General features: G+C 43.1%; 18 protein-coding genes and 1 pseudogene. 10 read left to right on the plus strand and 9 right to left on the minus strand.

Features of this window, described 5'->3' with window-relative positions; translation table 11 throughout:
* The first annotated feature begins 36 nt into the window (after positions 1–36).
* Both R7E42_RS11050 and R7E42_RS11055 read left to right on the plus strand, forming a co-directional pair.
* Entirely contained in the window at positions 37–1,236 is a 1,200-nt protein-coding gene (locus tag R7E42_RS11050; protein ID WP_318072660.1) for a DUF5666 domain-containing protein, read from the plus strand.
* A gap of 149 nt (positions 1,237–1,385) precedes the next feature.
* The gene (locus R7E42_RS11055) at positions 1,386–1,682 is read left to right on the plus strand and encodes a hypothetical protein (protein WP_017634219.1); all 297 of its coding nucleotides are present in this window, start codon (positions 1,386–1,388) and stop codon (positions 1,680–1,682) included.
* A gap of 97 nt (positions 1,683–1,779) precedes the next feature.
* Here R7E42_RS11055 and R7E42_RS11060 read toward each other — a convergent pair whose 3' ends face one another.
* Positions 1,780–2,829 (minus strand): Preprotein translocase subunit SecY, encoded by a 1,050-nt coding sequence (locus R7E42_RS11060; RefSeq protein WP_318072661.1) that lies wholly within the window; start codon positions 2,827–2,829, stop codon positions 1,780–1,782.
* Positions 2,830–3,268: 439 nt separating this feature from the next.
* On the opposite strand from R7E42_RS11060, the gene R7E42_RS11065 reads away from it, so the two are divergent.
* The 4 genes from R7E42_RS11065 (at position 3,269) to R7E42_RS11080 (ending at position 6,975) form a co-directional block, all read left to right on the plus strand.
* Positions 3,269–3,730 carry a hypothetical protein gene (locus R7E42_RS11065; protein WP_318072662.1) on the plus strand — a complete coding sequence of 154 codons (462 nt, stop codon included), beginning with the start codon at positions 3,269–3,271 and terminating at the stop codon, positions 3,728–3,730.
* A 93-nt stretch (positions 3,731–3,823) separates the two neighbouring features.
* Positions 3,824–4,297 carry a copper chaperone PCu(A)C gene (locus R7E42_RS11070; RefSeq protein WP_005375841.1) on the plus strand — a complete coding sequence of 158 codons (474 nt, stop codon included), beginning with the start codon at positions 3,824–3,826 and terminating at the stop codon, positions 4,295–4,297.
* Between the two features lie 608 nt (positions 4,298–4,905).
* A complete protein-coding gene (locus tag R7E42_RS11075) occupies positions 4,906–5,661 on the plus strand; it encodes an SDR family NAD(P)-dependent oxidoreductase (RefSeq protein ID WP_017634222.1) in 756 nt (251 codons plus the stop codon).
* A 417-nt stretch (positions 5,662–6,078) separates the two neighbouring features.
* Complete coding sequence (locus R7E42_RS11080; RefSeq protein ID WP_372051950.1) at positions 6,079–6,975, plus strand: NAD(P)-dependent oxidoreductase; 897 nt, start codon at positions 6,079–6,081, stop codon at positions 6,973–6,975.
* 491 nt (positions 6,976–7,466) lie between these two features.
* Here the strand turns inward: R7E42_RS11080 and R7E42_RS11085 are convergent.
* The 4 genes and pseudogenes from R7E42_RS11085 to R7E42_RS11100 form a co-directional block, all read right to left on the minus strand.
* Positions 7,467–9,223 (minus strand): annotated as a pseudogene (locus R7E42_RS11085) (sodium:solute symporter family transporter).
* Positions 9,224–9,673: 450 nt separating this feature from the next.
* Positions 9,674–10,297 (minus strand): bifunctional 4-hydroxy-2-oxoglutarate aldolase/2-dehydro-3-deoxy-phosphogluconate aldolase, encoded by a 624-nt coding sequence (locus tag R7E42_RS11090; RefSeq protein ID WP_005388506.1) that lies wholly within the window; start codon positions 10,295–10,297, stop codon positions 9,674–9,676.
* A gap of 78 nt (positions 10,298–10,375) precedes the next feature.
* Positions 10,376–11,308 carry a sugar kinase gene (locus R7E42_RS11095; RefSeq protein WP_054576765.1) on the minus strand — a complete coding sequence of 311 codons (933 nt, stop codon included), beginning with the start codon at positions 11,306–11,308 and terminating at the stop codon, positions 10,376–10,378.
* A gap of 34 nt (positions 11,309–11,342) precedes the next feature.
* Complete coding sequence (locus R7E42_RS11100; protein ID WP_005450851.1) at positions 11,343–11,678, minus strand: cupin domain-containing protein; 336 nt, start codon at positions 11,676–11,678, stop codon at positions 11,343–11,345.
* 421 nt (positions 11,679–12,099) lie between these two features.
* On the opposite strand from R7E42_RS11100, the gene R7E42_RS11105 reads away from it, so the two are divergent.
* From R7E42_RS11105 to R7E42_RS11115, 3 genes are all read left to right on the plus strand, one after another.
* A complete protein-coding gene (locus tag R7E42_RS11105; protein WP_213876144.1) occupies positions 12,100–14,265 on the plus strand; it encodes a heparinase II/III family protein in 2,166 nt (721 codons plus the stop codon).
* A gap of 2 nt (positions 14,266–14,267) precedes the next feature.
* On the plus strand, positions 14,268–16,433 hold the full coding sequence (locus R7E42_RS11110) for a heparinase II/III family protein (protein ID WP_213876142.1): 2,166 nt from the start codon (positions 14,268–14,270) through the stop codon (positions 16,431–16,433).
* A 321-nt stretch (positions 16,434–16,754) separates the two neighbouring features.
* Positions 16,755–18,506, plus strand: a complete 1,752-nt coding sequence (locus R7E42_RS11115) for a polysaccharide lyase family 7 protein (RefSeq protein WP_318072663.1) — start codon at positions 16,755–16,757, stop codon at positions 18,504–18,506.
* A 470-nt stretch (positions 18,507–18,976) separates the two neighbouring features.
* Here the strand turns inward: R7E42_RS11115 and R7E42_RS11120 are convergent, their stop codons facing one another.
* On the minus strand, positions 18,977–20,542 hold the full coding sequence (locus R7E42_RS11120) for a polysaccharide lyase family 7 protein (protein WP_318072664.1): 1,566 nt from the start codon (positions 20,540–20,542) through the stop codon (positions 18,977–18,979).
* A gap of 76 nt (positions 20,543–20,618) precedes the next feature.
* On the minus strand, positions 20,619–21,392 hold the full coding sequence (locus R7E42_RS11125) for an oligogalacturonate-specific porin KdgM family protein (protein WP_017634227.1): 774 nt from the start codon (positions 21,390–21,392) through the stop codon (positions 20,619–20,621).
* A 569-nt stretch (positions 21,393–21,961) separates the two neighbouring features.
* Between R7E42_RS11125 and R7E42_RS11130 the strand changes: the two genes are divergently transcribed.
* Positions 21,962–23,707 (plus strand): hypothetical protein, encoded by a 1,746-nt coding sequence (locus R7E42_RS11130; RefSeq protein WP_033906977.1) that lies wholly within the window; start codon positions 21,962–21,964, stop codon positions 23,705–23,707.
* Positions 23,708–23,935: 228 nt separating this feature from the next.
* Here the strand turns inward: R7E42_RS11130 and R7E42_RS11135 are convergent, their stop codons facing one another.
* Both R7E42_RS11135 and R7E42_RS11140 read right to left on the minus strand, forming a co-directional pair.
* Positions 23,936–24,979 (minus strand): polysaccharide lyase family 7 protein, encoded by a 1,044-nt coding sequence (locus tag R7E42_RS11135; protein WP_318072665.1) that lies wholly within the window; start codon positions 24,977–24,979, stop codon positions 23,936–23,938.
* Positions 24,980–25,176: 197 nt separating this feature from the next.
* Positions 25,177–26,466 carry an MATE family efflux transporter gene (locus R7E42_RS11140; RefSeq protein WP_025998585.1) on the minus strand — a complete coding sequence of 430 codons (1,290 nt, stop codon included), beginning with the start codon at positions 26,464–26,466 and terminating at the stop codon, positions 25,177–25,179.
* Positions 26,467–26,643: the final 177 nt, after the last annotated feature.

Consider the following 26,643-nt stretch of genomic DNA (forward strand, 5'->3'; position numbering starts at 1 on the left):
ATTTCCTAAACTCGCTCGTAAATTGAGGTTAATACAATGAAAAAACTCGCTCTTATTTCTGTAGTAGGTTTGGCATTGTCTGGTTGTGGTGGTTCAGGTGGTGGCAGCAATAGCGATAGCACATCAACTCAACCAGCAGTGAAACCAAGTGTAGCGATTGGCTCTGTTGAAGCGGTCAACGCTGAAGAAAGCACGTTAACCGTCAATGGACATACGTATCGTGTGTCTGAGGTGGTTTATGACGACACACAAGTGCAACTGGCCGATGTAAAACCAAAAATGGTGGTTCGCGTGGGGTCAGATATTCGGCAAGCTTCGAATAATGGCGTCCGAGTCACACTTGAACCAACCATTACAGGACGTGTCACAGCGATTGATCATGTGAAGAAAACATTTACGGTAAACGGCGTAGATCTGCAGTTTGACGGTTTAAGTGATGATATAGAGGTCAACGACTGGGTGATGGTGTCATCCTTGCCGACTGCGGATGCGGGTTATCGAGTGTTGTCTGTGGTCGAACTCGACGTAGATAACGATTACCCAGTACTTGATAACGACTGCGAACTGGAAGGCCGTATTACCAGTATCGATGAAAATGCTGGCACGTTTGAGCTTGGTACAAATATAACCGTATCTTACGACAACATTAGCCAACTTAGCATCGGCCAATGGGTGGAAGTAGAAGGTGAAATGCAAAACGGTATCTTCATGGCACATGAGGTAGAAGTTGAAGGCTACGACGTCATAAGCAATGACAGCGATGTGGAAGGCATCGTCACTTGGGTTGCAAATGACTACAGTGAGTTCTCACTAAACTACCGAGGTGCATTCTTCATCGATAACGCAACACGATTTGAGGATGGTAGCAAAGCTAATCTAGAACAAGGTCAAGAAGTAGAAGTGACCTCTGTGATGAAAAATGGCAAACGCACAGCTACCGTCATCGAATTTGAGCGGTCGGAGTTTGACAATGACAACCAATGGCGGGGTAAAGAGTTTGAATGTGAAGGCTATGTATCAAACTACGATGCTGATTCAAGAGTGTTTGAAATTGAGCATTGTGAGAATGATGCTGATCAAGTACTAAGTAACACCACCGTTGTGATTGATGCACAAACACGCTTCCAAGGCATTGAAGAACTTAACCTAAATGGTGCTCGTGTCGAAGTCGAAGGTGTGATCATTAACGAGCAAAATATTGCCCGTGAAGTGGAGTTAGACGTTTACGACTACTAATCCCTTCTACGCTTAAGAAAAAGTGTCACTTCGGTGGCACTTTTTCTTTTCACCTTACTTTGCTTCCCAAGCTCAAACCAACAAATTCTCAGCCAAAGCCTTTTCTCTCCGTTACACTTTACCTATGTTTCACAACATTGGTGACGAATATGAAAAAACGCAACCTCATTTTGTTAATCTTGTTTTTTGGTTCAGCCACGAGCTTAGCTAGCGTTATGGATCCTGACTGCGATGCAGAAAAGGCAGCTAAAGCCGCTGCGACAAAAGCCGTGGTTGGTGTTGGGGGTCGCTGTACGCCTAAAGAGGCACTGAAAGATACCGCAGTTGATGCAGGAAAAGACAAATTGCCAGATGAAGGGATGGCGGGTAAAGCTGTTGATGCAATGACACCGGAAAAAGAGAAGAAAACGGTGAAAGACGTAACCAAAAAGCTCAATAAAGATTGATACGCTTTCTTGTAGTTAACTTTAATAGCGAAACTCCCCCCTCCCCAAAAAAAAGAGCGCCGATTGACGCTCTTTCCGAACTCTAATAGATAACCAATTATGCGGTTCCTGCTTCACCTATCCAATGATAATGGTGGTTGGCTTTTTTCCCCACTAAACCGAGCTCTGCCAATTCTTCAAATACCTTGTCTACCTCTTCCGCAGACAGCCTAAACTGTTTAGCAACGGCTTTTTTGGTGCACGTAATTTGATGCGTTTTAAGTGCATCGCTAACTTGCTCTAACAAGGTTTTCGGTTCCTTTGGTTCTTCTGGCTCCGGCGCAGCTGGTATTTCTTGCTCTTCTTCCTCTTTTATATGAGGAAGATAACCCGCAGGCGCTGGGTCTATATCGCGAACTGTTTTCAATATCATGCCCTCATTTCTGCGATAGAAATATCGGAACCGTTGCTCTTCACCAATCAAGCCAACAAAAAATGCAGCAAAGAAGTCCAAAAGAATCGAAAGAAATACAACCAAGCCAAGCTGAGCTTGTTGAGAGGTGGTACCAAATGCATTGGCTAGGCTATCAATCAAACCAATCACTGAGCCTTGCGTCACCGGCGGTAAACTATCACGCTCCATAGCCAAGCGTTGCTGCTCTTCACGTAAGGTTTTGTTTTGATCCTGAATGCGAGTTACACCAGTCGCGATACGCTCCATCTCGATGTATTTCTGCGCTGCCATATTGTTGAGCTCAATCTGCTTATCGATTGCCGCAATCTGACGATTAAACGCTTCCACTTTCGCCTGCTCTACCGAAATATGACTTTGTGCACTATTGGTTGCACTATTAATCCCACCAATACTACCGCCAATGGAAATCGCAGCTAAAACTAAATAAAACACGAGAGCGGTGGCTGCTCCTGTGTAGTTGCGATGGGCTCGGCGCTCACCGTATTCATACCAAGCGTAAAATTTACCCGCTTCAAAAATGATCGCTAAACCACCAAATAAGGTTTGCATCATCGGGTTTTCGTCGATCGACAAAAACAGCAATAGAGAAAAAATAGTCGATGCTAAAATCGCAGCACCGGTGAATGCATATACACTCACCATGGCAAATCGACCTTTAGGGTATCGATATCCAATCTGTTGTTCGTATTTCATTTGAGAAATTTCTTAAGATTAATCGCCCCTCCGACTAAGTAGGACGGACGTTTCTGGCATGTACAAAGGAGCGCAGAATACCGTATCCTTTATTAAATTACTGTCATAATTCCGTTAATGGAAAACAAGTGAAGATTCGCTGTGCATTTTGAATCGATATCAGCCAAATCTAGCACGTAAAAACACCACCACGACACCCACTAACCGAAGCTTCAGTGACATATAAGAGAGATTAATTCGGTATCTTCAAAAGCGACTAGGCAAGACTGACAAGTTGAATTGGAGGTTGTGAATGTCAGCCGAATCAAGACATTAAAGCGTTAAAAATAGGCAACAAAACAAATAATGCACACTTGCATCACCTTTTAGTAAACTGATAATTACATTGTTTGGTTAATTTGTTAGTATCCCGCGCCGAAGAAGATAAGCACTCAATTGTATGGAAAACACTCTAATACAGCACAAACACCATCGCTTGCACGCTATTGCGGTTATTATCGCGGTGTTGTTTCAGTTGTGTTTAGCGTCCACAGCCGCTCTTAATCCTACACAAGTTCACAGCACAACTTGGCTCAACAAAGTCCAAAGTGAAAAGGTTTTACTGTGTACCGCAGATGGTTTCAAATGGGTGGATATCAATACGTTGATTGAGGCTAACGCTCAATCTTCTTCTAAGCTCATCCAAGATCTTAACTTACACGACGGCTTCCAGTTTGAATGCCCGCTTCTTCAAGCTGTTCAATTCTTTCTTTTAGTTGCGATTGGGCTTTACCTGACAACCATCCATTGGCTGCGCCGAGTAAAGTATGCACTGACGACTTATCACTTTTCAAAATGCGATAAGCTCGTTTACAAACACATCGCGCCTAAGCACTCTCCGCCGAGTGTTTTTCCTGCCTAACAGGCATCTAATCATTGACAACTTTATTCAAAAATAACGATGACTCTGTTTGTTGTCCATTCAGAGAAGCTATTAATTCAAAAGGAAAAACACATGCTTAAATCATTAAAAACCGCCGCTATCGCGCTTATTGCTGTCATCGCTAGCCCACTGAGTTTAGCGCACGATTATGAAGCAGGAAAAATTCATATCGACCATCCATGGAGCCGCGAAGCGCCACCAAACGCACCTGTTATCGGTGGTTTTTTTCAATTAACCAACCACGGTGACAGTGAAGATGCATTGATCGCAGCAGAAAGCCCAATCGCAGGGCATGTCGAAATTCACACGCATAAGAAAGAAGATGGTGTGATGAAAATGATTAAGATTGACGAAGTGCGCGTTCCAGCCAATGACTCAGTGTTATTTAAGCCAGGCAGCTTCCATTTAATGATTTTTAACCCAACACAAACTCTTAAAGAAGGCGACCGCTTCCCTATGACGTTAACATTCAAAAACGCGGGTAAAGTGGAAGTAGAAATGGCGGTTGAAAAACAAGGTCACATGGAAAAACACATGCACCATTAATGACGTAAACAAAAGTGCCCGCTGATTTAGCGGGCATTTTTATCTCAGCTTAGTCAAAATCATTATTCCGGTAGATCCTAACTCGACTCTTCAGAATAATGGTGATGAATAACGCTCGGCGAAACGGGGTCACATATCATAACAGCGTGCTCGGGCAAGAGATTCTAAATCACGCTCGTCCCTCGCTATTCAGAATGACCTTGAAAGACTTAAGATCCTAAAAAGGTTCCCTACCCGCTTAAAACTCAACCTCTCGACAAAGTTCTCCAACCATCACTTGGCAAGCCTGAATGAAATCATAAGTTTGGCAACAAAGACCCACGGTTAATCAGCTTTCTTTCTACTTGAAACAAACCTCAGCCCAACGAGCTAAGCCGGCAGCTATATGCTCAATTGTTTATATATCCCGATTCTCCTGACTAGATACAAATCATGCACGACCGTAAAAGTCGATATATGCCACTGGATGAGTCAGCATCTAAAGAAAGTACGTGATCGACTTCTCATTGTTGGTGTTTCTCTGTTTATTAAAACCATTTGTATTACAATAATACTCTATGTTAAATAAAAAATCCTTTCCAACTCTACAAACATGAGAGAACACCATTATGTCTACTAAAATTGCATTTATTTCTGGTGCTACTGGCGGTATCGGCTTCCAAGTAGCAAAGCGTCTTGGTCAGGATGGATACACGGTCATTCTAAACGGCATTGAAGATGAAAAAGGTTCGGAGTGTGTCTCCAAACTACATAACGCAGGAATTGAGGCTGAATACTACGGTTTTGACGTTACAGATGAACATGCCGTCGATGAAAACATCAATGCTATTGGTGAAAAATACGGCAAAATCGATGTTGTCGTTAATAACGCAGGTGGTCTTGGTGGTCGTAGTCCTATTGAAGGTATGGAAACTGCTTTTTTCCGTAAAGTCATGGCTTTAAACCTCGATAGTGCATTCTTCGTATCACGCGCAGCGATTCCATTTCTAAAAAAGTCTGATAACGCATCAATTATCAACTTCACTTCAAACGCTGCTTGGAATGCAGGTGGTCCAGGTGCAGGTATTTACGGTACATCAAAAGCCGCCGTTCATACATTAACTCGCGCTTTAGCTAAAGAGTTAGCTCCGGCTGGAATTCGAGTCAATGCAGTATCTCCTGGCACTATCGATACACCATTCCATGCTCAAATCAAAGCAACCAAGCCTGAAGTATTTGCTTCTTGGGCAGACAGTATTATGCTTGGACGCCTAGGCCAGCCAGAGGAAGTCGCCTCTGCTATCTCTTTTCTGGTAAGTAAAGATGCATCATTCATTACCGCAGAAACACTGCAAATTGGTGGTGGTCAAGCTTTAGGCATTTAGTACCAATAAGTCTTTTTACCTATCAGTAAGTACGCTTTAGTACTGATTTGATAACGGCCGCAGTATGTTTGTACTGCGGCTTATCCTTATACCACCTCGCCTTTCACCCCATTTGTAACGTTTCACCCATTTTTTGGTATGGACAGTATTCCTCTAGCTGAAACAAAACCACTTGTATTACAATAAACTTTATTTTTTACGTTATTTAAGCCTCCTAAAGGCTTTGTTCACGATAAAAATGGAAGCGTGATGAATCCGCTTTTCTTATATACTCTGATGAATAAAACCCTCACAAACCTTACTTACATCTCACTTTTAGAAAAAATCCATCCCAAGCCCGCTATGCTCATAATTTTCAATTGCAAAAGCCACAATAGTCATTATGATTATCAACAAGCAATATAATCATACAATAGTATTTTTGGAGTTAAAATGACTAAACCTATCATTGGTTTCATCGGCCTAGGCTTGATGGGCGGAAACATGGTTGAAAACCTACAGAAACGTGGTTACGAAGTTGCTGTAATGGACCTCAATAAAGATGCTGTTGACGCAGTACTAGCTCGTGGAAACGCTTCTGAAGCTTCTTCAGGTAAAGAACTAGCAGAGAAAAGTGATATCGTGATGCTGTGCCTAACAACATCTGAAGTTGTCGAAAAAGTTGTTTACGGAGACACTGGTGTTCTAGCTGGCATGTCAGAAGGTAAAACACTCATCGACTTCGGTACATCTATTCCAGCTTCAACGAAGAAGATTGGCGCTGACCTTGCTAAGAAAGGGGCTGGTATGATTGATGCGCCTCTAGGTCGTACACCTGCCCACGCAAAAGATGGTTTACTGAACATCATGGCCGCAGGCGACGTCGAAACATTCAATAAGGTTAAGCCAGTGCTGGACGATCAAGGTGAAAACGTATTCCACCTTGGCGCACTAGGCTCTGGTCACGTAACTAAGCTTGTGAATAACTTTATGGGTATGACAACCGTAGCAACCATGTCTCAGGCATTTGCTGTTGCTAAACGTGCTGGTGTTGATGGTCAACAATTATTCGACATCATGTCTGCAGGACCATCAAACTCACCATTTATGCAATTCTGTAAGTTTTACGCCGTAGATGGCGAAGAAAAACTAGGCTTCTCTGTCGCAAACGCAAACAAAGACCTCGGTTACTTCCTTGCTCTATGCGAAGAGCTTGGTACAACTTCCCTGATTGCAGAGGGCACTTCTAAGAGTCTACAAGCAGCAGTTGATAAAGGCCTTGGTCAAAATGACGTTCCAGTCATCTTCGACTACTTTGCAGAGCTAGAAGCTTAGTCACACTCAGTTGTAACTAAAAGCCCAACTACCAATGTAGCTGGGCTTTTTTTGTTTTTCCTCTTCCCCTGACGCTCATCACTCCTTGATACCCTAGCCACTCCATTAAGGTTTTGCAGGGCTGCCTCTTCCAATTCTCTTATATATTTTCCACTAACACTTCAAAACCTCTCTCCTATTTCTGGCGTACGCCTCATTAAAGCTACGTCTGATTTAATGCTTTTTCTTTGCTGAGAAGACACGCATATTTATTTAAATAGACAAAGCATCAGGTTTGGGGTGTAAAGTGTAAACACGGCGAGCAAAGAAAGTTAGATTGCTTTTTCGCTTTAGGCTGACGACTCTAATGTGAATTTAGTCGCACCTTATTGGGAGTTCCCCAATACAACGAATAACAACAAACGATGCGCCACGCTTTCTCAGTCAGCTTGATCAAAAAATCCCACGGCTTTAACACCGCGGGATTTTTCATTGAGAGTCTTTAACTTTGGTTAGCTTTTCGCGTTAGCTAACTTTGGGCTTTTAGGCCCTCGGGCTGCGTTCACCAATAGAACACCCACCGAGAGAACAATCGCACCACACAAGATAAACAGTAGTCGACCAGATGGTTCATTTGGAATTAGAGCCATAGCTAGGATACCGAAGCCCGCTACGCTGATAAGCTTACCAAGCATGCCGCGCTGTTTTGTATCTAGGTTCTGCTGCTCTTCGCTGTCAGCCACAAGTGGCGTATTCCAGTTCTCGAACAATTGGTCCACTTCTTTCTCACGTTCAGGTGATAGACCTTTGTAGAAGCGCGTTGTCAGCAAGAAGAAACCACCGGTGAAGATAACGTGTGCCGCTAAGCTCAAGCCAACTTTTAGGTCTGCCCACTCACGTCCTGTAAACGCTTGCTCTAGACCGAATAGGCGCTCTACATCTTCTGCTTGTAGTGAGATACCGAAGATGTAAGAAACAAAGCCACCAACAACCAGTGTTGCCCAACCAGCCCAATCCGGCGTCTTACGAATCCACATACCAAGTAGTACAGGAATCAGCATTGGGAAGCCAATTAATGCACCGACGTTCAGTACGATATCGAACAGGCTCAAGTGACGTAGTGAGTTAATGAATAGACCGATACCAATGATGATGAAGCCCATCACGATAGTCGTTGCTTTACTCACGATAACCAGTTCTTTTTGCGACGCTTGTGGACGCACAATCGGGCTGTAGAAGTTCATCACAAAGATGCCCGCGTTACGGTTAAGACCAGAGTCCATTGAAGACATGGTCGCCGCAAACATTGCTGACATCAGAAGACCCACCATACCTGCTGGCATTACGTTTTGTACGAATGCTAGGTATGCTGCATCACCACCTACTGAGCCGTATTGCTCTGCGAAATCAGGCATAAATGCCGCAACGTACCAAGGTGGTAGGAACCAGATGATAGGCCAACAATCATCAGCACACATGCAAGACCTGCAGCTTTACGTGCGTTTTCACTGTCTTTTGCACATAAGTAGCGGTAAGCGTTGATGCTGTTGTTCATGACACCGAACTGTTTAACAAAGATGAAGACAACCCAAAGGATAAAGATACTGAAGTAGTTCAGGTTGTTACCCAGCATGAAGTCGCCGTGGAAGTTCGACACGATGTTGCCAATACCGCCACCATGGAAGTATGCCGCCGCCGCACAAGTGATCGTCACTGCCATGATAACCAGCATCTGCATAAAGTCAGATGCAACAACCGCCCAAGAGCCGCCTGTTACCGCCATTAGCATTAGCACTAAGCCCGTAACGATGATGGTCGCTTCCATAGGAATGTTGAAGACCGCTGCCACGAAAATCGCAAGACCATTCAACCAAATACCGGCCGAGATCAAGCTGTCTGGCATACCAGCCCAAGTGAAGAACTGCTCTGAAGTCTTACCAAAACGTTGACGAATTGCTTCAATCGCCGTCACTACACGTAGTTGGCGGAACTTTGGAGCAAAATAGAGGTAGTTCATAAAGTAGCCAAATGCGTTGGCTAAGAATAGGATTACAACAACGAAACCGTCGTTGAACGCGCGTCCTGCGGCACCTGTAAACGTCCATGCTGAAAATTGCGTCATGAAGGCGGTAGCACCTACCATCCACCATAACATCTTACCGCCCCCTCGGAAGTAGTCACTGGTCGAGGTAGTGAACTTACGGAACATCCAACCAATTGCAACTAAGAAGAAGAAGTAGGCAAGAACAACAAGAGTATCAATAGTCATTTTTTCAGCCTTTCAAGTTTGATCATTTTCTAACGTCTAGACTACTCTCCTCATAACTCTATTTGTACTACAATAAGTTTTAATTGTGATCTAAAGCATAAGTTATTCAACGAAAAAAATACGTCAAACCCCTTACTTTCATAGACCAATGGCTTTCTAGGAGATAATTACCATTCAGAACACCTCAATATATTATAATACAAATTGTCTAATTGAAATTTATTAGAGTATGGAATATTTTTCTTCTTCGCGCTTTGTCTGAAGATCAAAAATGCGCGGCATTTCTTTGAAGGAAACGTAATGAGATGTTTCGAAAAAATTGGATAGAAAGTAGGATTTATATGAATGCGATTCTTAACTCTCGCCTCTTTCAAACTTTCAAACACAAAAAAGCGAGCACTGATGCTCGCTTTTCATTCTTTCGCTAGTTTTATCGGGGTGTTACGACACTTATGCTACGTGAGCTACTGCGTCGCGAACCAGTGTACCCAATTCATCCCACTTACCTTCATCGATAAGTTTTGTTGGCACCATCCAAGTACCGCCACATGCCAGTACTGAAGGGATAGACAAGTACTCGTCTACGTTACCTAGGCTCACGCCACCTGTTGGCATGAATTTCACAGGGTAAACCGCCGTAAGTGCTTTAAGCATACCAACACCGCCAGATGGCTCAGCAGGGAAGAACTTAAGTGTACGCAGACCCATTTCCATCGCTTGCTCAACTAGGCTTGGGTTGTTTACGCCAGGTACGATAGCCACGCCTTTGTCTAGGCAGTATTGAACCGTGCGAGGGTTAAAACCTGGGCTTACGATAAAGTCCACACCAGCTTCGATCGCTTGGTCAACTTGCTCATTAGTTAGGATCGTACCTGCACCGATCAGCATTTCTGGGAACTCAGCGCGCATAGCACGAATCGCTTCTGCAGCACACTCTGTGCGGAACGTGATTTCTGCGCAAGGCATACCGTTTTCAACCAAAGTGCGACCCAGAGGAATCGCATCTTCTGCTTTGTTGATGGCAATAACAGGAATTACTTTTAGGTTTGCTAATTGTTCGTTTAATGTCGTCATAAGAGTGTACTCGTCGTCGTTAACTTGAGTTCAATAAATCACTGCGGAGCGCCGATTACTCAACGCTCCGCAAAAGAATTACAAAGGAAGATCTGGCATCACTTCACGTGGAATGATGGCACCTTTATGTTGAATTACCGCGCCAGCCATACAGTGACCAGAGTAAGCCGATTCCGCAGCATTGCCGCCAGTCAAACGCTTCGCCAAGAAGCCTGCACTGAAAGAATCACCAGCCGCTGTTGTATCAATCACGTTGTCGACTTTGTTTGGCGCCACGTATTGCGCTTCGCCATTCGCGACAACCAAGCAATCTTTGCTACCACGTTTGATGATGATTTCATCCACGCCCAGTGAAGAGGTTCTCTCGATGCATTGTTCTAAATGCTCGTCACCGTAAAGCATTTGCTCATCTTCAAATGTGAGCAGTGCGATATCTGTGTGCTTAAGGATCTTAAGGTACCAAGACATGGCATTCTCGCGGCTTTCCCACAATTTAGGACGGTAGTTGTTATCGAAAATAACCTTACCACCTTGTGCCTTGAAGCGCTCAAGGAAGCCAAACAGCTGCGTCTTACCTTCTTCAGTAAGGATCGCTAATGTAATACCGCTCAAGTAAACCGCATCGTACGAGTAAAGTTTGTCGACTAATAGCGGAGACTCGTTTTGTTCGAATAGGAACTTAGCGGCCGCTTCGTTACGCCAGTAGTGGAAGTAACGTTCGCCAGTTTCATCGGTTTCGATGTAGTAGATACCTGGTTGCTTTTCTTTAACGGAAAGAACCAGACTAGTATCGATGCCCTCTTCTTGCCATGCTGATAGCATTTCTTGGCTAAAAGGATCGTTACCCAGAGCCGTTACATAGCTGGTTTTAATATCGTGAGCTTTGGTCAAACGAGATAAATACAGTGCGGTATTCAACGTATCACCACCGAATGACTGCTTTAGCTGACCTTCCTTTTTCTGTAGCTCAACCATACATTCGCCAATGACCGCGATGTTTAATGATTTCATGTTGTCACCTTAGCAACTGAGGTTGCGCTATAGATTATTTTAAGAAGTCTTCACGAGCTGGGTTGAAGATGTCTAGAAGAATGCTGTCTTGCTCTAGTGCAACCGCACCGTGCATCATGTGCTTACGAGCAAAGTATGCATCGCCTTCTTTCAGTACTTTCTTCTCGCCTTCGATTTCTGCTTCAAAGCTGCCACGTACTACGTAACCGATTTGATCGTGAATTTCGTGAGTATGCGGAGCACCAATCGCGCCTTTGTCGAAACATAGGTGAACCGCCATTAGGTCATCTGTGTAAGCAACAATTTTACGTTTGATACCGCCGCCTAGCTCTTCCCACGGGTTCTCATCTAATACAAAGAAAGAATTCATCGTCATACTCCTAAAAAGTCTCTATTAAAGCGAACCCTACGGCACTTCATTCTTAACCATGCTTTTATTAAAAGGTTCTCTTAAAAAAGCGTCGTATTGATAAAAGTGAAACGCGAAGCGAAAGGGTCTGCTGTCGAATTGGTAACGAGCATATCCGATCTATTTTAATTGTCATACAATATATCTAAAAATATGTGATATTCATCAAATGGCGCTCGCTAAAGCATTCCACTTAACGATTGATAACGTCGAAACATCAGCCACAACAAGGATTACCACAACAATACAAATCAATGGGTTAGCTAAATTCGCGTGATTTCACTCTCCCTTTTTGCCACAAAAACTACACCCAAACTTAATATTGTATTACTTTATAGGAAGTTTAAGAAAACAACACACTTCATCTGAGGGTGGTAAAGAAATGACTACACAACCGATTTTGTTGACTGAAGCAGAAGTCGAACTACTAAGAAAGGAAGTCGGAAAGCCGAGCTTAATGGGCAAATCCATTGAAGCGAATCGCAAGGAACTTGAAGCCTTCATGCGTCTACCTCTAGACGTACCAGGTCACGGCGAAGCGGGTGGCTACGAGCACAACCGCCACAAACAAAACTATACCTACATGAACTTAGCGGGTCGTTTGTTCTTGATCACTCAAGAAGAAAAGTACGCGCAGTTCGTTAAAGATCTTCTCGCTATTTACGCAGAGAAGTACCTCACCTTTGATTTCCACGTACAGAAAAACACGAACCCAACAGGTCGTCTTTTCCACCAGATCCTTAATGAACACTGTTGGTTAATGTTTACTAGCCTTGCTTACTCTTGCGTGGCATCAGTGATGACAGAAGAAGAGCGCACAGCCGTTGTTGAGCGAATTTTCGAACCAATGCTAGACATGTTCACCGTGAAATACGCGCACGACTTCGACCGTATTCACAACCACGGCATCTGGGCAGTTGCAGCTGTTGGTATTTGTGGCCTAGCTATTGGTAAACCTGAATACCTAGAGATGTCGGTATACGGTCAAGACCGTGATGATACCGGTGGCTTCCTAGCGCAAATCTCGCAACTGTTCGCCCCTTCTGGTTACTACATGGAAGGTCCGTACTACCATCGTTATGCGATTCGTCCAACTTGTGTATTTGCAGAAGTAGTACACCGTCACATGCCTGAAGTAGATATCTACAACTACAAAGACAAAGTGATTGGCAACACAGTACAAGCGATGCTAGCAACGGCTTACCCGAACGGTGAGTTCCCTGCCCTAAACGACGCGTCTCGTACCATGAGCATTACCGACATGGGCGTTCAAGTTGCAGTGAGCGTTTACAGCAAGCACTACGGTCTAGACGATAACATCCTAGGCATGGCGAAGATTCAAAACGCCGTTTGGATGCACCCTTGTGGTCTTGAGCTTTCTCAAGCCTACGATAAAGCCATCGCAGACCGTGAAATCGGTATGCCTTTCTGGCCAAGTGTGGAACTAAACGAAGGTCCAACTGGTAACAACGGAGCACAAGGCTTTATCCGCATGCAGGATAAAACCGGTGATGTGTCACAGCTTGTGATGAACTACGGTCAACACGGCATGGGACATGGTAACTTCGATACGCTTGGCATTACCTTCTTCAACCGTGGTCAAGAAGTGCTGCGTGAGTACGGCTTCTGTCGCTGGGTAAACGTAGAGCCTAAATTCGGCGGTCGTTACCTAGACGAAAACAAATCGTACGCACGTCAAACTATCGCGCACAACGCGGTAACGATTGATGAGCAATGTCAGAACGGTTTCGATGTAGACCGCGCTGATTCAGTGCATGGTTTGCCTCACTTCTTCAAAGTAGAAGGCACTGAAATCAACGGTATGAGTGCGTTTGCGAACGACCATTACCCAAATACAGACATGCAGCGCAGTGTGTTCATGCTTAACCTAGATGAGCTTGAAGCACCACTACTGCTAGACCTTTACCGCATCGAAGGTGAAGGCGAGCATCAGTACGACTACTCTCATCAATACGATGGTCAAATCGTACGTACTAACTTTGATTACCAAAGCTTTGGTGAACTGAGCACGCTTGGCGATGATTTCGGTTATCAACACCTTTGGAAAGTAGCAAGCGGCAAAGTGCAAGATACGGCGTTGGTTAGCTGGCTACAAAACAACACCTACTACACTTGGTTAGGCACAAGCAGCAGCGCGAAACAAAACGGTGACAATGAAGTTATCTTCACTCGCACTGGCGCCAATGACCCGAGCTTTAACCTACGTAGCGAACCAGCATTCATTCTACGCAGCAAGGGCGAATCGACGCTATTTGCTTCTGTGCTAGAAACACACGGCTACTTCAACGAAGAGTTTGAGCAGTCGGTGAATGCACGTGGTCAGGTGAAAGATATCCGCGTCGTGGGTTACAACGCCGTTGGCAGCATCGTAGAAATCACGACTGAAAAATCACTGGTTACTGTGATGATCAGCAATGTGCTAGGCGCTGACGACCAAACCCCACACCAAGTAGAAATGAACGGTAAAACCTATAGCTGGAATGGCTTCTACTCTCTAGAAGTGAACGCATTCGGGCAGGAGAAATAATAATGAGCTACCAAACCCAGTCTTACCAACCGCTATTAATGAACTTTGAAGAAGCGGCAGAACTAAGCAAAGCACTTGGCACGGATAGCCTATTAGGAAATGCACTAGCACGTGACATCAAACAAACTGACGCTTACATGGCTGAGGTCGGTATTGAAGTTCCAGGTCACGGCGAAGGCGGCGGTTACGAGCACAACCGTCACAAGCAAAACTACATCCACATTGATCTAGCGGGTCGCCTATTCCTTATCACTGGCGAACAGAAGTACCGCGATTACATCGTGGACATGCTAACGGCTTACGCGAAGGTATACCCGACGCTAGAGAGCAACACCAGCCGTGACTCTAACCCTCCGGGTAAGATCTTCCACCAAACTCTGAACGAGAACATGTGGATGCTATACGCCTCTTGTGCGTACAGCTGCATTTACCACACGTTGGAAGAAGAGCAAAAAACACTGATTGAAAACGACCTGTTCAAACAAATGATTGAGCTGTTCGTAGTTACTTACGGTCACGACTTCGACATCGTACACAACCACGGTCTGTGGGCAGTAGCAGCAGTAGGTATCTGTGGTTACGCAATTAACGATCAAGGTGCAGTAGACAAAGCGCTTTACGGCTTGAAACTGGACAAAGTGAGCGGTGGCTTCCTAGCTCAGTTAGACCAACTGTTCTCGCCAGACGGCTACTACATGGAAGGTCCTTACTACCACCGTTTCTCGCTACGTCCAATCTACCTATTCGCAGAAGCGATTGAACGTCGTCAGCCTGAGCTTGGTATCTACGAGTTCAACGATTCGGTCATCAAGACCACGTCTTACGCAGTATTTAAGACGGCATTCCCAGATGGTACTTTGCCTGCACTGAACGATTCATCGAAGACGATTTCGATTAACGATGAAGGCGTAATCATGGCAACGTCAGTATGTTTCCACCGTTACGAGCAGTCTGAAACGCTACTTGGCATGGCAGACCACCAGCAAGATGTTTGGGTTCATATCTCAGGCAAGACATTGTCTGACGCAGTTGCAGCAACAGACAACATCAAACCGTTCAACTGGGGTAGCCTATTCGTAACAGACGGCCCAGAAGGTGAAAAAGGCGGCGTAAGCATTCTTCGTCACCGTGATGAGCAAGATGACGACACCATGGCGCTTATCTGGTTTGGTCAGCACGGCTCCGATCATCAGTACCACTCAGCGCTAGATCACGGTCACTACGATGGTCTGCACCTGAGCGTGTTTAACCGCGGTCATGAAGTGCTGCACGATTACGGCTTTGGTCGCTGGGTAAACGTTGAGCCTAAATTTGGCGGTCGTTACATCCCAGAGAACAAGTCTTACTGTAAGCAGACGGTCGCGCACAACACAGTAACGGTTGACCAAAAGACGCAAAACAACTTCGACACAGCGCTAGCAGAAACCAAGTTCGGTTCTAAGCACTTCTTCAAAGCTGATGACGAAAAACTGCAAGGCATGAGCGGTCGTATTTCTGGTTACTACAACGGCGTAGACATGCAGCGCAGCATCATTCTTGCTGAATTGCCAGAATTCGAAAAACCACTTGTGATTGATGTTTACCGCATCGAAGCAGATCAAGAGCACCAATACGACCTGCCAGTGCACTACTCTGGTCAAATCATCCGTACGGACTTTGAATACGATGTAGAAAGTACGCTGCGTCCAATGGGCGAAGACAACGGCTACCAGCATCTATGGAATGTGGGTTCAGGCCAAGTTGAAGGCAGCTCACTGGTAAGTTGGTTGCACGACAATAGCTACTACTCGCTAATCACAAGCGCAACAAACGGCGGCAAAGTGTTCTTCACTCGCACGGGCGCAAATGATCCAGACTTCAACTTGAAGAGCGAGCCAGCACTGATCCTACGTCAATCGGGTCAGAACCACGTGTTTGCCTCAGTGCTAGAGACACACGGTTACTTCAACGAGTCTATTGAAGCATCGGTTGGCGCTCGTGGCCTAGTAGAGTCAGTAACCGTCGTTGGCAACAACGAAGTGGGTACTGTGATTCGTCTACAAACAACAACAGGCAACGCTTACCACTTCGCTATCTGCAACCTAGACGAAGACAAGCAAAACGCGGCACATCGCGTTGAGTTCGACGGTGTGACTTACACTTGGGAAGGCGCATTCGCACAAATTTAATCTTTAGCTAGTCACTAAAAATTAATGTAAAAATCGGGAACTAATTCTAAGCCGGACGTCATGTTCGGCTTTTTTTGATTGTTTATATGACTCTAGATGAACTTATCAATTAGCGTTTAATCATAGTAAAACCGTTAATAACTCTTAGAAAAACAGACATAACTTAACCTTACGCCTTATCAAAGACACCACTTATAGATATAGAACTCTTCTGAGATTTAATTAACACTTTTATTATTTAACTTATGACTAAACTACTCCCCAACAACACTAAAATGATATTGTATTATAAATATTAAATAGTGTAAGAGACGTACTACTGTGTTTATAAAATCAACTAAATTGCTTCTAATAAGCTTCTCTGGGCTTGGATTAATAGGGTGTGGAGGAAATACCTCCCCTACAAGCCAAGATGATAAACCAAATATTCCACACCAAGAGCATGTAGCACCATACTCAATAGCAAAATTTCAAAACATATTGAGTAATTCAGATTTACAAGTATCAGATCCCAATGGGAAGGAGGGAAATAAAACCAGTGACGTCAAAAATGGAGCATTCTCGGATTATAAGAGTGACCACTTTTACGCAGAAAAGGATTCCAATTACCTTGTCTTTAAAATGTCGAACTACAAAATGCGCTCAGAAGTTCGTGAGCGAGAAAACTTTAACATTTCAGAACAAGGCGTCTCTAGAACTTTGTATGCAGATGTTCGATTACCAGAGATTAACCTTGCAATGGCTAGCTCCCCTGCAAACCATGATGAAGTCACTTTCCTGCAAATTCATAACAAAGGCACAGATACTTCTGGTACAGGTGCTATCCCACACCCTTTGTTACGAATCGTTTGGGAACAAGAACGAAACAGTATCACTGGTCATTACTGGGCGGTAGTAAAGAACAATGCCATAGATTGCAGTCTACCTTCTAGCGCATCAGATTGTTATGCAACATCATATGATCGTTATGACTTAGGAAAAGCCGATCTCAACGCATTCATGCGATTCGAAGTAAAAATCGGAGAAAACACATTAACCATTAAAGTGAACGATGAACAAAAGGTAGATGTAGATGTATCCTACTGGCAGCACCTCCTGAGCTACTTTAAAGCCGGAGTTTACAACCAGTTTGAAAACGGTGAAGCAAAGGTACAATTTAAGCAGTTAGGACTAACCAAAACTGACCATACTGATTCAATAGCCTGGAATATTGACGATTGGAAATTAACCATTCCTGCAAGCAAAAATGATTGGTATGGTTTTGGCGGTGACAGCGCGGCTGAATTAGAGCCTGAGCGTTGTAATTCAAGTAAAGATCCTCTGTCTAACGAAGAGAGCGTTTACCAACGCGAGATTGATTTATCATACTTCAATGTTATTGACGGTAGCATGCATTTCCGCGCCGATATGGGTTACGGCACGTCAACGGCCAACTCCAGTTACATCCGTTCAGAGTTGCGAGAGCTCTACATCAGTACTAACTCCCCGGATTGCAGCACCAGCGATGAAGAGACAAGTTGGTATATTGAAGATAGTCGTACCGGTGCAACTTCGCATACGCTAAACGCAACACTAAGAATCAACGAACACCCTAAAATCGACGGTCAATTCCCAAAAGTCGTGGTAGGCCAGATACATGGTTGGAAAATCAGCCAAGCACTCGTGAAGCTACTTTGGGAAGGTGACAATAAGCCAGTCCGAGTTATTCTGAACGATAACTACAAACTTGATAACAACAAAGACTGTACTGATTGCAACGCATTCAGCGTTAAGCTTGGTACCTACGCGGTAAACGAAGACTGGCAATATACGATCCGTGCCGATAAGGAAGGACTGTTTTTAGCCACCTACGATGCAGATGGCAGTAATATGGTCTCGCACACACTGAAGTGGGGAGAAGCATACTCAGACACCGCTAACAACAAGTCCTATACTCTTACTGAAAGATGGGCGTCGCCTGATATTGCGTTTTACTTCAAAGCCGGAATTTACCCTCAGTTTAAACCTGATAATGCATATCGAGGAGAAATCTTTGATGTGAGCTTTAGTGCTTTGAGCACTCTTCATCAATAGTCATTTCAATCTCTTAGCAATAGGCTTGCTACTTTGCTCTAAAGCAACGAACAAAGCTCATACTGCCGCCACGGGAAATTTATTTTCTCGTGGCCTCTTCTTTTAGAACACCACAATTCAACTCGCTTCACGCATAGTGTTTCCTTCTACGATAAATATATAAATCAACCTCCACTTAGGCAGCTTAAAAACAGCTTCTATAGTTTCGTGAGATATTTATCTACCCTAACGCTGAGTTATTTTAAATTTAACCAATTAAACTACTCTAATATACATTAGCACTTAAAAATAAACATTGTCAGAAGATAAAAGCAATCAATAATTATTACCTATCTATGGTGATAAATTTTTAAATTAATTTATCTATGTCAATTAAAATAATATTTGAGCTGTTTTATTCTTCTATAGAAAAAAAGCCCTCAGCTACAAAGCTGAGGGCAAAGGACTTCAATCAACTAAAAGTGATAGAACTAGCCTTGGTACTTACCAAAAGATTGTTTTAATTTATAGAAAGTAGCTTGTGCGTAATCATCTGGATTACCGTACATATTCTGGTTATAGACACCGGCTTTAAAGTACATATATCTGCCACCTTCGTCATAGCCACTGTCACTCATATCTACGACTTGAACAACATCATCTTTACCATCACGTTTTACCGTAACTGTCATTGTGTTGCCTTTCACATCAATGATGTAGCTGAATTTTTCACCTAGCGCGATGCCATCGTAACCGACTTCACCAGTCATATCACCCACTAAGCTGTAGTAATCCTCTGTTCCAGTTTTGGTTTTTTCGTGAGCAAAGTAAACTGTACCTGTTGGTTGGTCTGGTAGCTTACGATAATAAAGACGAATTGGCTCATCATCTTTGTCATGAATCTGGCCGATAATAAAGCGGCCAACTTCATGCGACTGACCAGTTGTGGTTGCGTGGTCAATCTTCAGAGTCGCTTCAAGCGTACCGTCTACACCACCCGCTTCTTTTTGATCTTCAACTGGTGCAGAACTGAATACCCAGTTATTAGGATTTACACCTTTTGTGCTGTAAGACTTATCACCAGCACGAAGCATGGTACGTAACTCAGTTCGCGCGTATTTAGTGTTTTCAGAAGTTCGAGCGCCTTTCACATAGCTCTTGAATACCATACCGCCATCATCTGCTGTGTAGAATATATCAGAGTGTTGGAAGCCGTTAGCCAAGTCCCACTCATCAATATCATCAGCACGACCATCTTTGTCATGGTCGAAAGGTGTCGTCAGTTTCCAACGTGTTAAGTCAAAGTTTTCACCCGGTGCATTTGTAGCGAGTGGCTCTTTCGGTAACGTAGGGTAAGGCATCGCTTTAGAAAGATCACACGTCACCGTCGTTTCACAAGGACGGACGATTGGTGCTCCAAAGTCGCCTTTACGATTCTTTTTGAGTAAATCCTTTTGTGCCTTTTGCTCCGCTTTCATTTGCGCAATCATAGCCGCTTCAGCGTTAACGACGTCATCAGTAATGATGTGACTTGCCGGACAGGCATTAATTCCGCAATTAACTGCAGCTAACTCAGTAACTGAGTTCCATTGGTTTTTGCTATTACCGTGGCCAACGTAACGAACATAGCGTGCTTTTACTGCAGGCTCAAACTGGAAGCGCTCTAAGCCAAGTGCTCGACCAGAGCTTTGCGCACCCTCAATAACCGTCACCCAGTTTTCACCATCAGTACTAAACTGAACATCAAATTTGCTGACGCGTTCGTTACCTTTGCTGAACGAGGCTTGAATTGCGTCGAACTCATAAACCGAGCCGTAATCCAACATCGCCCACTCACCATCACCATTTGCTGACCAACGTGTCATAATATCTTGGTCAAACAACTGCTCTGGAACATTACCATCATGACTACTCGCCGTTATCATAACGGGAGTCAGAATATCAGCACCAGTTTCTTGGTTGTTTGGAAATGGATCTACCATGGTCGCCGTACTATTACAGCCCACAGCAAGTAAAATAGAAGAAGCTAACAAGCTTTTGAAGAAAATATGCTTCATGTAATCTAACACCTACAATATAAAAATGAATTAACAGCTCTTTTGCTGTAACAACAATTAGGCAATAACACTCGGGTTAAAAGCTGTATTTAAGGCCAAGGCGTGTTCTCAATTGGCGGTCATCCGTGGTTGAACCATCCTTACCTTTGACATTCCACAATTCAAAGTAAGGACGGAAATCTCCCATTTGGTAACCAACAATTAAGCCAGCATCCCACTCAGAATCTTTCCAATCAGATAAACGCACTTCGTCATAGTTTTTGTTGTAGTTGATCTCATAGCTCAGCTTGACGTTATCAAGGTACTCGTTATCAAACTGACGCATATCGTAAGAGCCTGTCAGTGTCCACTTACCTTGTTCAACTGTTTTCCCAGCAACGCTTACCGAAGTACCATCCGTTAGTGTTTTGTTACCTGCACCATCTGAATAAACTTGAAATTCGTGTCGGTAACGTAAAGCGGTACTTAAGCCAAAAGAGGATTTGTAACCAACACGAACTTGTGGTTTATAAGTGGTTTTTTCGTCATCATCGCCAAAAGTAATAGGCATCCCTGGTTGGATAAACCATTGTTTATTTATTTGGTAGCGAACTCCCCAATCAAACTCAGAATCACCAGCAACGAGTTGATCCCAAAAATGCGAGTTGTCGTAACTATGGAATTTTTGTTCAACACCAAAGTTCAGTTTGGTCTGATCGTTAATTTTAGAACTACCACTAATTTTGATACGTTGGGCATAAGTTTCACTCTCATGCTTATATTCTGCGCGATAGTCTAAAGTTGCTGCGGAAACCGCTCCCGCCATTAATGTGGAAGCAACGAATAGGGACATTGTTGTAACTGCTTTCATGATTATATCTCTCTGTATATATTTTTTGGGATACCACTTAAATCCCTGGATTTGATTCAACACTATTGAATTAATGTATGACAAATACTAGTTAATTCATCATGAGAGTTCTGTGATATTAATCATGTAAGTGCCCCTCAACTGACAATTTGTATTATTATATATTCAAAAGTGTTAGCTATGTCTGATTCTAAAACGACCTTTGTAGACATCACTTACAGAGAAATGTTTTAACTCGTTTCATATGATAAAGAAGAAGATTAAAAAATATAAACAACAATAATTTCAATGACTTAAAATCAAAAATCTTGATGTGAAATCAAATTTCTTTCCTAAATCACCTGTAGTTTTTGCTGTTTCTCTATAAAGAAAGCCCTCAACCTCATAAACGTTCAACTCTCATTGATGTTGATATTCAACTATTTTGTGTGACTTATTCATCACTTCAGTGAGCAATCATTGTATCTAGTGTGAGTCGGATCATTCTATTGATAAAACCATCTAGATGACAGAAATTATTTGTCTAACAATATTACATAAATAAAAACACATAGAAGTGAGTACCTACCATGCAAGTAACAAAAATTGCAGCAGCAATTGCTATTTCCACAGGTTTGTTAACCGGATGTAACACTGATTTAAGGGATGCACCATCGGCTCCCCCACCAACAGAAACTGAGTCTGAGTTGAGCCAAGGTATGTGGGATATTTCAACACCAGCCACTGTGGCGAAATCCGATGATGAGCACGACCTGCCAAACGTCTATGTCTTTGAAGACGGTACGCAAAAGTATTATAACGATGATGATAACTTCGGTACTTACACAATCTACACTTCAACTTATACCGAAGATAAAGATACAGAGACGCTTACATTCAACCTTTATGACGAGAGCGATCTAGGTAACCCTACCGAGTTAACAGGGACTTATGAAGTTTCAAACGGCATGTTAACCATCTCAGGAACAAATGACGGAAACTTCACCGGTAACGATGAATCAGAAAACGATGCGGTGAAAGATGCAGTTGCAGCGGCAAATAATGACGCTGGCGATAACAACGTCGTACAAATTTTGGATACCAATAAAGGTGGAACAGAAGAAGACACCGGTGAGTTACGAATCAAGCTGTCTGATTCAACGAGTGTTTCAGAAATTTCAACAGGCCGACTAACTGTAGATCTAACTTACCAGCATCATGAAGAAACAGAACAGGAAGCCGACGGTTCTGGTGACAATGCTTACATCTCATTTTATGCAGCAAAAACCTCGAATTCCAACTTGCATGGCGAAGTGGCATTTGAAAACGGCAAAATCAAATACCGCGATGCAAGTGGAAACTTGACGGAAACAGGCGACACGTTTGAGTTAGGTGAAAACCTCGCGATAGAAGTCAGTTGGATAGAAAACTTCTTCTCTTTTTCGGTTAACGGTAAACAAATAGGTGAAATGTTACCTGTCGCTGATGGCACCGCTGTAACCTATGTATCACTGAGACTAGGTGATAATGGCAACACTACAAACTTTGAATTAAATGCAGACAACTTGAAGATTTACTCTAGTGATTCGGGCTCTGAAGTGTTGGTTCTAGAAGAGGATTTTGACAACTACATTCCAGGCTTAGACCTCGCGACAATTTACAACAGTGCATCAAGCGAAGCGGTTGTCATTTCAGACGGAAGTTCTAATCCTGATAAACCGTCAGAAGACGTGAGTGAAAACTTTGACTCATACCCAGTAGGAACAAATATCAGTTCAGCAAACTCTAGTTGGAAAGAATACAATACGGTTGCTGATGACTCCTCCACCTTGACGTCCGTGGCTGTAGTAAGTGATGACGTATCAAAGAGCGGCGCTAACTCTCTGCTAATATCCGACACAGATACGACCAACAAACCATACGTTACGCGCGAGTTTTCAAACGGAGCAACATCAAACGGTAGCGTGTCATTCGATGTTTACATTCCGTCAGACAACGAAAAAACTACATACATTAATGTTGGCTCAGGTAAAAACAACTCAGATCGTTACTACGAATTGAGAATTTCGGGCAGTGGTAAAGTTGAAGCCGAAGCAGGATCAGATGACGTAGAAATAGGCACTATTACGACTGACGCTTGGAACTCAATGTCCCTAGCTTGGGATGGTGATGAGATTAACGTTTCTATTAATGGAAAAACGGTTGATGCGCCAAGCCAGTCCGAAACAGGCTTAGACGCAACGAATACACCATCACAGCTAACTATTTACGTAGGGGACACAAGTGGTGCTTCAACAAAAGCATATTTCGATAACATCGATTCAAAGCAACTCTAGTGTTATTTTGTAGCACTTGATACTAGGCCAGGCTTTCGAGCCTGGCTTTATTTTTTTACCTCTTAAGAAGAACAAAATTCAACACAATACTCTAAATTCAAGCCAGTCCCAGTGATTGCTTGCTCTATCTTGTTTCTTACCTTTTAAAGAATTCCACTGAAAACAAAAGCCTCATCAAATCGATGAGGCTTAAGTAGAAATCGAGTAGCTCTTAGTTTTCTATTAGTTTCAATTTTGATTTAGCTTGAGCTTAGAAAATGTCACGCTGTTATAGTCACCGTTTTTCTTGTCGACTGAAAAATCACCGGTGCCCGCACATCCTGTACCCCACACAGGGTGAGACTCACTGACGCTACATTGACCATAAGCTCCTGCTTTAAAATAGAACATGTCTTCTGCGTAGCCATGCTCAAAGTCCTTACTATCAATCCCCTTACTGAGATCTATGGAATAAGTCACTGTCTCGTGGCGTTCTGTTTCAAACGTCAAGTTCATCATAGTTCCTTGAACTTCTATCTTGTAGCTGAACTCTTCACCAAGAGCGATACCTGCTTGGCCTGGTTCTTCAAGGTTATCCCAAGTATTTCCCCATACTGGATATGCAATATCAATACGATTTGGATCTTCCTTTGCTAGGTTACGCTCGTAGTTCCAAAATACAGAGCCCATTTTGTGTTCTGGGAATTTTTTATAGAAGATTTTAATGGGTTCATTTCCATGTCCATAACCTTTACCCTCTTTTATTCTTGCATCAATTTTTTTCGCGTGGATTTGACCGACAACAACAGAATGAGCAGGCCCTTTTTCTGGAAATTTGGCGTGTTCAGAAACATGGTTCACTTTCAAGGTCGCTTCCAACGTTCCACCTACGCGACTGTGTTTAGCAGCCTGAGGGTGGCTCGATAAAGCCCAATGGTTTGCTAAATCATCGGTTTGAATAGAAAAGTCAGCGCCACGAGGCATTTCACGTAGTTCAGAGCGAGCATTCTTCGAGTTTTTTGTCGTTACCGCTTTATTCTGCACTTCAAACACCAAGTTGCCTTCTTCGTTCAAGAAGAAGAAGTCTCGGTGTGAATAACTCAGCATCGCCACACCCTCGATTTCGTCCACTTTTCCGTCTTCATTGATATCGGAAGGAATAGTGATCTTCCAGTTTCGCATATCAAATTTATCGGCAGGGACTGGATAATCAACGCCATTATTTAAATCAGAAGCGATAGCAAGAGTTGGTAAGGTAACAGCCATTGCGGCTACGAGTAGATTGAGTTTCATGTTCAAACCTTATTATATGTAATATTGTCATACATATAATAAGGTTTGCAACGGAATGATTCGAGGAAAGAAGTTATGATGTGCTCTATTGATCACAATTTATAAACTCGATAAACCCCAAAATGATAAGCTAGACATACTCCTCTTTAGTCCATAGCATCTACGAATATTTTCGACCTAATCCAATAGTCATAGAATCAATCGTACATTAGCTTGTCTGCCTTATTAATATCGAAATCTTTCAGAGACTTACGTGCTAAATGCCTAAATGGCCATGCCTTAACAATTTCTTCAAACGGCATGATTGCAAACACCCAAAACACTGAAAGGTCCAAGTATAAAATCATCAAAGCACATAACGGTATTGAGATTACCCACTGACCGGTAAAGTTAATCTTAAACACCTCCGTTGTTTTACCTAACGCTCTCAAAATATGACCATGAACGGTGTTATAGCCACGTACTATCGGTAGCAGTATGTAAAGTGGAGCAATCGCGGATAACGCTTTGTAAGTACTCGGGTCTAAGTCGGGATACAAATCAGGAAGAACGAAACTAAGTGCAAAAAAGAAAAATGCTGAAACGAACGAGATCATCACGGCCATATCAATACTAATATCGACATTGTTACGCAGCTCATCCATTTTTCTTGATCCAATTGCTTGGCTAATCGTGATTGCCGATGAATGCGCCCAAGCAGTAATGAACTGAGTACCCGCTTTGATCCAAGGCATCACGATAGTCATAGCGACATAAGCATTTAAGGTCAGTTGCGAGTACAGCAACATGTATATCGTTGCGCCAGTTTGTAACATTGTGACGTTCGCCGCGACGGGGAAAATCTCTTTAAAATGCTTATGTATATTGCTTTTCAATGACGCATCAAGCTTCTTAATAGACAAGATGATAGAATCATCAAGCTTAATGCACATGGTTAAATATAACAGCCGAATACTAATAGCAACCAAACTACCCGCCGCGGCGCCTTGAACGCCAATACCTTCAAAATTAGTCAGGCCGTGAATCAGAACATAAGACATCGCCACGTTGACTGGCAATTCAATCAAATAGCCTTTAAATGGAACTTTGGTCCGTCCAAGCGCATTGAACACCGCAATCATAACCTGAGTAATGGCATTGAATATGACGATGAACTTAGCAATTGCAAGGTAGCATTTTGTCTCCGCATAGAGATCAACGTTATCCGTCAACTTACTGATTAACGCTTCATCAAAGACAGTAATCAACAGCCAGAATAAGGATGCGACTAGAACGTTGATAACTAAAGCTGCCCAGAAACCTTTATTTAACGATAGATAATGACCAGAGCCTACTGCACGGCTAAGTACCAATTGAGACCCATTTGCTAGAGCCATTTGGATACCTAAAACGAAAGAAACTATTGTTGTAGCAATCCCCATAGCAGCAAGTGAAACTTCACCTAATGGCGTAACAAGCAGCGTATCAATCATAAGCATTGATTGCATCAACAAAGCATTAAGAGCGAGCGGCCAAGCAAGAGATAAATTTTTCTTTATATATGGTTGGGAAAACATTAGTAAACCTTTGTAATGAGGTTAAACGTTTAAACTAAAGAGCTCGGTCATTAGGCAAAGTTCATGACAAAAAGAAACGACAGAAAACTCTTTTTAGTCAATAAAGGT

Origin of the sequence: Vibrio sp. Vb1337, assembly GCF_033338715.1 — a bacterium.
Classification (GTDB): domain Bacteria; phylum Pseudomonadota; class Gammaproteobacteria; order Enterobacterales; family Vibrionaceae; genus Vibrio; species Vibrio alginolyticus.